Raw genomic sequence first — 10695 nt, 5'->3', positions numbered from 1 at the left:
AGGGAAGAAAGGGGCCCGGGAGGGAACGGGGGCGGTAACACAGGGGGGGGGGGGGGGGCCCCCCCCCCCCCCCGGCCCGTCGGCCCGTTCCCCCTCGCCAGCACAGTCCAGGAAGAGACCACGACATGACCGCCGACCCCATAGCGGCGACAGCCCCGCCGCCGGCGCAGACCGCCCCCGCCAGCGTCCCCGCCCGCCGCAGACGGAACTGGGCGCCCGTCTTCTTTCTCCTGCCGTTCTTCGTGCCGTTCGTGCTGTTCACCCTGGTGCCGGTCGGCTACGCCTTCTACCAGAGCCTGCTCAAGACCGAGCGGACCGGCGGCACCTTCGGCCACAAGACGACCGTGTTCGCCGGCCTGGACCAGTACAAGGAGGTGCTCGGCGACTCCGAGTTCCTCGGCAGCGTCGGCCGGGTGCTGGTCTTCGGGCTGGTGCAGATCCCGGTGATGCTGCTGCTGGCGCTGGTGCTCGCGCTGCTGCTGGACTCGACGGTGGCCCGCCTCAAGCGCTTCTTCCGGATCACCTACTTCGTGCCGTACGGCATCCCCGGCGTGGTGGCGGCGCTGATGTGGGCCTTCCTCTACGACCCGCGGCTGTCGCCCATCGTGGACCTGCTCGACAAGGCCGGCTCCGCGCCGGACTTCCTCGGCTCGTCGATGATGCTGTGGTCCATCGGCAACATCGTGACCTGGACGTACACCGGGTACAACATGCTGATCATCTACGCCGCCCTGCAGGCCATCCCGTCCGACATCTACGAGGCGGCCCGTATGGACGGCGCGAGCGAGGCGAAGATCGCCTGGCGGATCAAGGTGCCGATCCTGCGTCCGGCACTCATCCTGACGGGCGTCTTCTCCATCATCGGGACGCTGCAACTGTTCACCGAACCGCAGGTGCTGCGTTCCATCTCCACCAGCGTCACCAGCACCTACACCCCCAACCTGGCGGCCTACTCGCTCGCCTCGTCGAACAACTACAGCGAGGCCGCGGCCATGTCGGTGACACTGGCGCTGGCCACGTTCGTCCTGTCGTTCGGATTCCTCAAGCTCACGGGGCGAAAGGCCGAGTCATGAGCCTCCTCACCGACACCCGGGGCGCCCACGCGCCCCGTCAGACCGCACAGAACGCACCGCGCGGCCCTCGGGAGAGCCGCCTCTCGGTGATCGTGGCCACCGGTTTCCTGGCCGTCGTCGCCGTCTACATGCTGCTGCCGGTGTTCTGGCTGATCGTTTCCGCGACCAAGAGCCAGGGCGACCTGGTCGACTCGTTCGGTCTGTGGTTCTCCGACTTCCACCTGTTCGACAACCTGCGGGCGCTGTTCGCCAAGCAGGACGGGGTGTACCTGCCCTGGCTCCTCAACAGCCTCCTCTACGCGGGGGCCGGTGCGGCCGTCGGCACGCTGCTGTCCGCGATGGCCGGCTATGCCCTGGCCAAGTACCGCTTCCGGGGACGGGAGCTGCTGTTCAACGTCGTGCTCGGCGGTGTCCTGGTCCCCGCCACGGCGCTGGCGCTGCCGCTGTTCCTGCTGTTCGCGGAGGTGGACGCCACCGACACCTTCTGGTCGGTCTTCCTGCCCAGCATCGTCAGCCCGTTCGGCGTCTACCTCTCGCGCATCTTCGCGGCGGCCTCCGTGCCCGACGAGCTGCTGGAGGCGGCCCGGATCGACGGTGCGGGCGAGCTGCGGACCTTCTTCACCATGTCGCTGCGGCTGATGTCACCCGCCATGGTCACGATCTTCCTCTTCCAGTTCGTGGTCATCTGGAACAACTTCCTGCTGCCGCTGGTGATGCTGCAGAACGACCGTCTCTACCCGGTCACCCTCGGACTGTTCACCTGGCAGTCCCAGGTCAGCCGCGACCCCTCGCTGCAGATCCTGAGCCTCACCGGCTCCCTGGTGTCGGTGGTGCCGATCGTCATCGCCTTCCTGGTGCTCCAGCGGTACTGGAAGGCGGGCCTGGCGGCGGGAGCGGTGAAGTCGTGACCGACGCGCTCAAGACCGACGCGCTCAAGCAACTGTCCGACCGGCTCGGCGGCATCGCCTACGGCGGCGACTACAACCCGGAGCAGTGGCCCCGCGAGGTGTGGGACGAGGACGTGCGGCTCATGCGGGAGGCCGGCGTCAACCTCGTCACCGTCGGCGTCTTCTCCTGGGCTTTCCTGGAGCCGCGCCCCGGGCAGTACGAGTTCGGCCTGCTCGACGAGGTGCTGGACCTGCTGCACGCGAACGGCATCGCCGCCGACCTGGCGACGGCCACCGCGTCCCCGCCGCCGTGGTTCTCGCTGCGGCACCCCGAGGCGCTGCCGGTGACCGCGGACGGCGTCCGGCTCACCCACGGCTCGCGGCAGACGTTCTGCGCGAGCAGTCCCGCGTACGCCGAGGCGGCCGGCCGGCTCGTCGAACGGCTCGTGGAGCGGTACCGCGACCATCCCGCGCTCGCGCTGTGGCACCTGCACAACGAGTGGGGCAACCACAACGCGCACTGCTACTGCGACACCAGCGCCGAGGCGTTCCGGGACTGGCTGCGGGACCGGTACGGGGACCTCGACGGCCTGAACGAGGCCTGGGGCACCGCGTTCTGGAGCCAGCGCTACGGCGACTGGGCGGAGATCATGCCGCCGCGCGCCACCGCCGCCGTACCGAATCCGACGCAGCAGCTCGACTTCTGGCGGTTCTCCTCGGACGCGCTGCTGAGGCTGCACCGGCGGGAGGCGGAGATCGTGCGCCGCCTCTCCCCCGGCGTGCCGCTCACCACGAACCTCCTGGTCACGCTGGAGAAGAAGGTCGACGGCTTCTCCTTCGCCGGTGAGTGCGACTTCGTCTCCGTGGACCAGTACCTCACGGCCGCGGACCGCGAGGCGCACATCGGGCTGTCGCTCGACGCCGACCTCGCGCGCGGCATGGGCGGCGGCGCTCCGTGGCTGCTGATGGAGCACTCCACCTCCGCGGTGAACTGGCAGCCGCGCAACGTGGCGAAGACCCCGGGGCAGATGCGGCGCAACAGCCTCGCGCACATGGCGCGCGGCGCGGACGGCGTCCTGTACTTCCAGTGGCGCCAGTCGCGGGCCGGCGCCGAGAAGTGGCATTCGGCGATGCTGCCGCACGGCGGCACCGACACCAAGGTCTGGCGCGAGGTCACCGCTCTGGGGCAGGACCTGCGGGCCCTCGCCGAGGTGGGCGGCAGCCGCGTCGTGTCGGACGTGGCCCTGCTCTTCGACTGGAACGCCTGGTGGGCGCTGGAGATGGACGCCACTCCGTCGCGTGACGTGCGCTACCTCGACCTGGTGCGCGCCTGGTACGAGGCGCTGTGGTCGCTGGGTGTCACGTGCGACCTGGTGCATCCGGCGAGCGACCTGAGCGGCCGCCGGCTGGTGCTGGTGCCCAGCCTCCCCCTGACGTCCGACGCGGACGCGTCGTCGCTGGACGCCTTCGTCCAAGGCGGCGGGCACGCGGCCGTCGGCTTCTTCAGCGGTGTGGTGGACGAGAACGACCACGTGCGGCTCGGCGGTCACCCCGGGGCGTACCGGGACATGCTGGGTGTCCGCGTCGACGAGTTCTTCCCGCTGCGCGAGGCGGAGACCGTCCGGCTCTCCGACGGCTCCGGGGCCACGGTGTGGAGTGAACTGGTGGAGCCGCGCGGCGCCGAGACGATCGTGTCGTTCGCGTCGGACCCGGCGTGCGGCGGCCCGGTCGCTGGACACCCCGCGGTCACCCGCAACTCGCACGGCGCCGGCGTGTCCTGGTACGTGGCGACGCGGCCGGACGCGGACTCCCTGCGCGGGCTGCTGGCCCGGGTCTGCCGGGAGGCCGGCGTCACGGCCGCGGCCGAGGTTCCGGCCGGGGTGGAGGCGGTCCGCAGGCGCGGGCCGGACGCCGCCTACCTCTTCCTGCTCAACCACACTTCCCGGGACGTGACCGTCCCGGCGAGCGGCGTCGACCTGCTGACCGGCACCGTCGCCGACGGCAAGACCGTCGTCCGCGCGGGCGACGTCGTGGTGCTCCGGGAAGACGGCACGCCCTCGTCGGAGCGGTGAGGGGATGCTCGCGAGGCAACGGCAGGAGAGGATCGCCGAACTCGTCCGGCAGCACGGCTCCATCCGGGTCGGCGCGCTGACCGAACGGTTCGGCGTGTCCCACATGACGATCCGGCGCGATCTGGAGTCCCTCGCGCGCCGGGGCCATCTCGACAAGGTCCACGGAGGCGCGGTCACCCCGGAGCACGGCAGCACCGCGGAGCCCGCGTTCGGGGAGAAGCGGTCCCGCGAGGTCACCGCCAAGGAGGCCATCGCGGCCGAGGCCGCCCGGCTGGTGGCTCCGGGCTCCGCGGTCGCGCTGACCGCGGGAACCACCACCTGGACCCTGGCCCGGCACCTGCTCGACATCCCGGACATCACGGTGGTCACCAACAGCCTCCGGGCGGCGCAGACCCTGGAGGCCCACCGGCGGCAGAAGCAGACGGTCGTCCTCACCGGTGGCGTGCGCACCCCCTCCGACGCCCTGGTGGGGCCGGTCGCGGTCGCCGCACTGGCCTCGCTCCGGGTCGACGTGCTGTTCATGGGGGTCCACGGCATGGACGCCCGGACCGGCTTCAGCACGCCCAATCTCGAGGAGGCGGAGACGAACCGGGCGATGTGCCGCTCGGCACGGCGGGTGGTGGTGCTCGCCGACCACACCAAGTGGGACACGCCCGGCCTGGCGGCCATCGCCGGGCTGGAGGCGGCCGACCTGCTCATCACCGACTCGGGCATCGACGCGCGTGCCCGAGAATCACTGGAGGCCGGCGTCGGTGAGCTGACCGTCGTCGAGCCGGCCGCGCCCATCCGACCGATCGAAAGCGTACGCACGTGACCACCGAGCACCTCCTCCACTTCCGAGCCGGCGGCACGAGCCTCGTCCTCGACTGTTCCGGCCCCCGGCTGCCGCGGATCCTGCACTGGGGGGCCGACCTCGGGGATCTGAGCGACCCGGGCGACGACGCGCCCGGCGGCCCGGGCGTCCTCGCCTCGCTCGCCGTGGCGAGCCGCGCCGAGCTGGGCACCAGCGTTCCCGACGTCCCGGTCCCGGTGAGCGTGCTGCCCGAGCAGTCGGCCGGCTGGCTGGGCACTCCGGGGCTGTCCGGCCACCGTGAGGGCTCCGACTTCTCCAGCTCCTTCACCGTCCGGGAGATACGCGTCCCGGCCCCTCGCACCCTCACGGTCGAAGCCGTCGACGACCGGGCCCGGCTCGCCCTGCGGTGGGAGCTGGAGCTGACCGCGTCCGGTCTCGTGCGCCAGCGCGCGCGGCTCACCAACGAAGGCGCCGCCCCCTACACGGTGGACGCGCTGCACCTCACCCTCCCGGTGCCGGCGCACGCCACCGAGATCCTCGACCTGACCGGCCGTCACCTGCGGGAACGTTCCCCGCAGCGGCACGAGTTCACGCTCGGCACGCATCTGCGGGAGAACCGCCGCGGGCGCACCGGCGTCGACGCCACGCTGCTGCACGCGGCGGGCGAGCGTGGCTTCGGCTTCCGCGGCGGTGAGGTGTGGGCTCTGCACGTCGCGTGGAGCGGCAACCACCGCACCTTCGCCGAGCGGACGAACTCCGGGGTCTCGCTGCTCGGCGGCGGTGAGCTGCTGCTGCCGGGCGAGCTGCGTCTCCAGCCCGGCGCCGCGTACACGACGCCGTGGCTGCTGGGTTCGTACGGCCGGGGCCTGGACGACATGGCGGCGCGCTTCCACACCTACCTGCGGCAGCGCCCCCACCACCCGGCCACGCCGCGGCCGGTCACGCTCAACACCTGGGAAGCCGTCTACTTCCGGCAGGACCTGGACACCCTCTCCGCCCTGGCGGACGCGGCGGCCGAGGTCGGAGCCGAGCGGTTCGTGCTGGACGACGGCTGGTTCCGCGGGCGCCGCGACGACCGGGCCGGGCTCGGCGACTGGTACGTGGACCCCGAGATCTGGCCGCACGGGCTGCACCCGCTCGTCGGGCACGTCCGCTCCCTCGGGCTGCAGTTCGGCCTCTGGGTCGAGCCGGAGATGATCAACCCGGACTCGGACCTGGCCCGGGCGCACCCGGAGTGGATCCTGTCCGCCGCCGGGCGCATGCCGCCCGAGGCCCGGCACCAGCAGGTGCTGGACCTGGGCCGGCCGGAGGCGTACGCCTACGTGCTCGAACGCCTGGACGCCCTGGTCGGCGAGTACGCCATCGACTATCTGAAGTGGGACCACAACCGCGACCTGATCGACGCGGGCAGCGGCCCGTACGGCGTCGGCGGGGTGCACGCCCAGACCACCGCGGTGTACGCGCTGATGGACGAGTTGCGGCGACGGCACCCCGGGCTGGAGATCGAGTCCTGCTCGTCGGGCGGCGCCCGGGTGGATCTCGGCATCCTCGAACGCAGCGACCGGGTGTGGACGAGCGACTGCATCGACGCCCTGGAGCGGCAGCAGATCCAGCTCTGGACGGGGATGCTGCTGCCGCCCGAGCTGATGGGCGCGCATGTCGGCGCCCCCGCTTCGCACACCACGGGCCGCACGCACGGTCTCGACTTCCGCGCCGGCACCGCCCTGTTCGGCCACATGGGCATCGAGTGGGACCTGACCCGGGCGACGCCGGAGGAACGCCGCCGGCTGGCCGAGTGGATCGAGACCCACAAGCGGCTCCGGCCGCTGCTGCACACCGGAACAGTCGTCCACGGCGACCACCACGACCCCGCCGTGCTCGTGCACGGCGTCGTGGCCCCCGACCGGTCCCGTGCCGTGTACGCGGTGGTGCAGAAGGCCACCAGCGTGCAGGTGCCGACCGGCCGCGTGCGCCTGCCCGGCCTTGCGGAGGACGCGCTCTACACCGTCACCCCGCTGCCGCCGGGGGACGCGGTGCGGGGCCCGGTCACCAGTCCGCTGCCCTGGTGGACGCCGGAGGGTGTCGAGCTGCCGGGCCGGGTCCTGTCCGCGCTCGGTGTCCAGGCGCCGACCCTCCACCCGGAGAGCCTGGCGCTGATCGAGGTCCGGCGGGTCACGCCCGGGGCCTGACACGGCCGTGCGGGGGAGGCGGAGGCCGGTATGCCTCGTCGCCTCCCCCGCTCGGGACCGGTTCCCGCTGCTCGCCGCTTGCTACTTGACGAAGCCGTTGTCCACCAGCCAGTCGTGGGCGATGTCCTCCGGGTCCTCGCCCTCCACGTCCGCGAGCGCGTTGAGCTTCTGCATCTCGGTCGTGGTGAGCTTCTCGGCCAGCGGCGCGAAGATCTTCTTCAGGGCCGGGTACTTCTTCAGCGTCTCCTGCTTGAGCGTGAGCGCGGGCTGGTAGACGGGGAAGAAGTGCTTGTCGTCCTCCAGGACCACCAGCTTGTTGGCCGGGATCCGGCCGTCGGTGGCGAAGACCTCGCCGAAGTTGCAGGTGTCGCCCTTGGCGGTCTCGGTGTAGATCAGCCCGGTGTCGAGCATCTTGACGTTGTCCTTGGGCGCCTTGATGCCGTAGGCCTTCACGAGCCCGGGGAAGCCGTCGTCGCGGGTGGAGAACTCGCTCTCGATGCAGAACGTGGCCTCGTTCGGCTTGCTCTTGCTCAGCTCGGCGAGGTCGGACAGGGTCTTCACGCCGAGCTTCTCGGCCTCGTCCTTGCGGACGGCGAACGCGTAGGTGTTGTTCAGCGGGGCCGGCGGGTCGATCCAGGCGATGTTGTTCTTCGCCAGGTCGTCGGCGGCCACCTTCTCGAACTGCTCGCGCTGGTCGGCGATCGGCTTGGTGTTCTGCAGGTAGGTGATCCAGCCGGTGCCGGTGTACTCCCAGTACATGGAGATGTCACCGGACTCCAGCGCCTTTCTGGTGCTGGCCGAGCCCTTGATGTTTGTCTTGTCGGTGACCTTGGCGCCGTTCGCCTCCAGCAGCTCGACGGTCATCCGGCCGAGGATGATCTGCTCGGAGAAGTCCTTGGAGCCGACGGTGAAGGAGGCGCCCTTCAGCGCCGTGCCCGACCCCGAGACGGGCTTGACGTCCTTGTCCCCGCCGCAGGCGGTCAGCAGGAGGGAGGCGGAGGCGAGGGACGCCGCGAGGGCCAGTGAGGTACGGCGGGAAGGCATGGCGGTACTCCTGAGTGGTGCGGGTGACGGGGAGATGCGGGGACGGTTCGGGGTGGGCGGGCAGGGGACGCCCCGACGGAGAGGGAGAGGGAGACGCAGGGGGCCGGGCGGACGCCGTCGGGCAGCGGTCAGACGCCCTTCGGCTTGAGGACCTTCTCGGCCAGGCCGCCGGTCCAGTCGACGAGCAGCGCGATGGAGGCGGTGACGACGCTTCCGGTGATCAGGACGGGGTCGCGGTCCAGCTTGATCCCGTTGACGATGATGTCCCCGAGTCCGCCGGCGTTGACGAAGGTGGCGAGGGTGGCGACGCCCACGCAGAACACCAGCGCGGTGCGCAGCCCCGCCAGTACCACCGGGACGGCGAGCGGGAGTTCGACGCGCAGCAGGATCTGCGCCGGCTTCATGCCCATGCCGCGGGCCGCCTCGATCAGTGAGCGGTCGACCTGCTGGATGCCGATCAGCGTGTTGCGCAGTACGGGCAGTGCCGAGTAGGCGACCAGGCTGGTCATGGCGATGCCGAAGCCGGGCCCGTACACGATGGTCAGCAGGACCAGCACGCCGATGGCCGGGGTGGCCTGCCCGATGTTGGCGAGGCCCAGCACCAGGGGCGGGATCCACCGGGCGCGGACCCGGCTGATCAGGATGCCCAGCGGTACGGCGATCACCATGATCAGTACGGTGGCGACGACGGTGAGCGTGAGGTGCTCGGTGGTCTTGCTGACCAGGTAGTCGCTGTTGAGGGTGCGCTTTTCGATGCTGTCGAGCTGGAGCGAGCGCACCCAGAGGTAGTCGGCCAGCAGAGCGACCGCGACGATGACCGGGGTGGCGATGCCGCCGCGCAGGCCGCGCATCCTTCTCGCTCCCGCCCCGGAGGCGGCACGGGTGCCGGTCGTGAGGGCGGTCACCGTGCGCCCCCGGTCTCCGCCGCCGTCGCGAGGGTGTCGAGGTCCAGCTCGCCGCGGACGGTGCCGTCGGCGTCGAGCACGGCGATCCGGTGCGCACGGTGCGCCACGATCGCGTCGAGGGCGTCGCGCAGGGTGGCGTCGGCGGCGACGGAGGGCAGCGCGCCGGAGCCCGCGGGCAGCAGGTCCAGGTCACCGGCCCGGATCAGGCCCAGCCGCTTGATCGCGGCCTGTCCGCCGATGAAGGAACGGACGTAGTCGTCGGCGGGCGCGGCGAGGATGCGTTCGGGCGTGTCGTACTGCACGATCCGGGACCGCTCGCCGAGCACGGCGATCCGGTCGCCGAGGCGGAGCGCCTCCTCGAAGTCGTGGGTGACGAAGATGATCGTCTTGCGCATCCGCTGCTGCAGCGCCAGGAACTCGTTCTGCAGCCGCTCCCGGGTGATCGGGTCGGTGGCGCCGAACGGCTCGTCCATCAGCATCACGGGGGGATCGGCGGCGAGCGCGCGGGCGACGCCGACGCGCTGCTGCTGACCGCCGGAGAGCTGGCGAGGGTAGCGGGAGCGGAAACGGCCGGGTTCGAGCCCGACGACGTTCAGCAGCTCGTCGACACGCTCGGCGATCCGCTTCTTGTTCCAGCCGAGCATCCGGGGCACCAGGCCCACGTTGTCCGCGATGCTCATGTGCGGGAAGAGACCGATCTGCTGGATCACGTAGCCGACGCGGCGGCGCAGGTCGTGCGGGTCGAGGGAGAGCAGGTCCTCGCCGTCCATGGTGATGCGGCCGCCGCTCGGCTCGATCAGCCGGTTGACCATCTTCATGGTGGTCGTCTTGCCGCATCCGGAGGGCCCGACGAAGCAGACCAGTTCACCGGCCGGGATCACCATGGAGAAGGACTCCACGGCGGGTTCCTCCTGGCCCGGGTAGACCTTGGTGACATCGGTGAGTTCGATCCGCGCACCGTGTCGTGCGGCGGTGTCCTCGCCGGAGCCGGCCGTCGCCGCAACGGTTGCGGTCAGCGAGACGTGGTCAGACACGGAGCCCCCTCGGGGTGGTGAGTCGCCGGACGGCGAAGAAGAACAGGTCGAACAGCAGCGCCAGGACGATGACGCCGAGGGTGCCGGCGAGCGCCTGATTGATGGCGTTCTTGGAGCCGAGGCGCGAGAGACCGTCGAAGATCTCGTTGCCCAGGCCGGGGCCCGCGACATAGGCGGCGATGGCCGCGATACCGACGGTGAGCTGGGTGGAGATCCGCACGCCGGTGAGGATCACCGGCCAGGCCAGCGGCAGCTGCACACGCAGCAGCCTGCGCACGGGACCCATCCCGGTGCCCCGCGCCGCCTCCAGGATCGCCGGGCTGACCTCCCTCAGACCCACGATGGTGTTGCGCGTGATCGGCAGCAGCGCGTACACGACCAGAGCGACCACGGTCGGTGTCCAGCCGAGTCCCAGCAGCGGGATGAGCAGGCCGAGCAGCGCGAAGCTGGGGATGGTGAGGAACGTCCCCGTCGTCGCGACGGCGGCGGTACGGGCCGCGGGCCGGTCCCAGGTGGCGACCCCCAGCGCGACACCGATCACCGTGGCGATGGCGATCGCCGTGCCCACCACGGCGGCATGATCCAGCCCCTGCTGCCACAGGTCGTCGGTGTGCCTTCCGACGTACTCGACAAACCGATCCATTTTCCCTCCGGACCCGGGCGCCTCGGGGGCGGGCGCCGATCGGTGGCCTGAACGG

General features: G+C 71.2%; 9 protein-coding genes. 5 read left to right on the top strand and 4 right to left on the bottom strand.

Going from position 1 to position 10695, the window contains the following annotated elements; all coding sequences use genetic code 11:
• Positions 1 to 125 precede the first annotated feature (125 nt).
• From ACZ5GT_RS32485 to ACZ5GT_RS32465, 5 genes are read left to right on the top strand one after another with little or no spacing between them, the layout of a single operon-like run.
• Positions 126 to 1073 (top strand): carbohydrate ABC transporter permease, encoded by a 948-nt coding sequence (locus ACZ5GT_RS32485; protein ID WP_469033466.1) that lies wholly within the window; start codon positions 126 to 128, stop codon positions 1071 to 1073.
• Positions 1070 to 1981, top strand: a complete 912-nt coding sequence (locus ACZ5GT_RS32480) for a carbohydrate ABC transporter permease (RefSeq protein ID WP_469033463.1) — start codon at positions 1070 to 1072, stop codon at positions 1979 to 1981. Before ACZ5GT_RS32485 ends, ACZ5GT_RS32480 begins: the two co-directional genes overlap by 4 nt.
• Positions 1978 to 4032 (top strand): beta-galactosidase, encoded by a 2055-nt coding sequence (locus tag ACZ5GT_RS32475; protein ID WP_469033460.1) that lies wholly within the window; start codon positions 1978 to 1980, stop codon positions 4030 to 4032. The genes ACZ5GT_RS32480 and ACZ5GT_RS32475 overlap by 4 nt, the downstream gene beginning before the upstream one ends.
• A gap of 4 nt (positions 4033 to 4036) precedes the next feature.
• Positions 4037 to 4846, top strand: a complete 810-nt coding sequence (locus ACZ5GT_RS32470; RefSeq protein WP_469033458.1) for a DeoR/GlpR family DNA-binding transcription regulator — start codon at positions 4037 to 4039, stop codon at positions 4844 to 4846.
• Positions 4843 to 7014 (top strand): alpha-galactosidase, encoded by a 2172-nt coding sequence (locus ACZ5GT_RS32465; protein ID WP_469033456.1) that lies wholly within the window; start codon positions 4843 to 4845, stop codon positions 7012 to 7014. Before ACZ5GT_RS32470 ends, ACZ5GT_RS32465 begins: the two co-directional genes overlap by 4 nt.
• Before the next feature lie 81 nt (positions 7015 to 7095).
• On the opposite strand, the gene ACZ5GT_RS32460 is transcribed toward ACZ5GT_RS32465, so the two are convergent.
• The 4 genes from ACZ5GT_RS32460 to ACZ5GT_RS32445 form a co-directional block, all read right to left on the bottom strand.
• On the bottom strand, positions 7096 to 8058 hold the full coding sequence (locus ACZ5GT_RS32460) for a glycine betaine ABC transporter substrate-binding protein (protein WP_469033454.1): 963 nt from the start codon (positions 8056 to 8058) through the stop codon (positions 7096 to 7098).
• Positions 8059 to 8186: 128 nt separating this feature from the next.
• Positions 8187 to 8963, bottom strand: coding sequence for an ABC transporter permease (locus ACZ5GT_RS32455; RefSeq protein ID WP_469033451.1), 777 nt, complete (start codon positions 8961 to 8963; stop codon positions 8187 to 8189).
• Positions 8960 to 9997, bottom strand: coding sequence for an ABC transporter ATP-binding protein (locus ACZ5GT_RS32450; protein WP_469033449.1), 1038 nt, complete (start codon positions 9995 to 9997; stop codon positions 8960 to 8962). Before ACZ5GT_RS32450 ends, ACZ5GT_RS32455 begins: the two co-directional genes overlap by 4 nt.
• Entirely contained in the window at positions 9990 to 10640 is a 651-nt protein-coding gene (locus tag ACZ5GT_RS32445) for an ABC transporter permease (protein WP_469033447.1), read from the bottom strand. Before ACZ5GT_RS32445 ends, ACZ5GT_RS32450 begins: the two co-directional genes overlap by 8 nt.
• Positions 10641 to 10695 lie beyond the last annotated feature (55 nt).

It is taken from the genome of Streptomyces sp. NPDC031340, assembly GCF_055569945.1.
Note: the sequence above shows the minus strand (reverse complement) of the source record. Positions and strands in the feature narration are given on the sequence as shown.

Excerpts from the sequence above, each read along its gene's own strand:
- ACZ5GT_RS32485 (WP_469033466.1), top strand. The coding sequence starts at position 126 with ATGACCGCCGACCCCATAGCGGCGACAGCCCCGCCGCCGGCGCAGACC.
- ACZ5GT_RS32460 (WP_469033454.1), bottom strand. The coding sequence starts at position 8,058 with ATGCCTTCCCGCCGTACCTCACTGGCCCTCGCGGCGTCCCTCGCCTCC.
- ACZ5GT_RS32470 (WP_469033458.1), top strand. The coding sequence starts at position 4,037 with ATGCTCGCGAGGCAACGGCAGGAGAGGATCGCCGAACTCGTCCGGCAG.
- ACZ5GT_RS32445 (WP_469033447.1), bottom strand. The coding sequence starts at position 10,640 with ATGGATCGGTTTGTCGAGTACGTCGGAAGGCACACCGACGACCTGTGG.
- ACZ5GT_RS32480 (WP_469033463.1), top strand. The coding sequence starts at position 1,070 with ATGAGCCTCCTCACCGACACCCGGGGCGCCCACGCGCCCCGTCAGACC.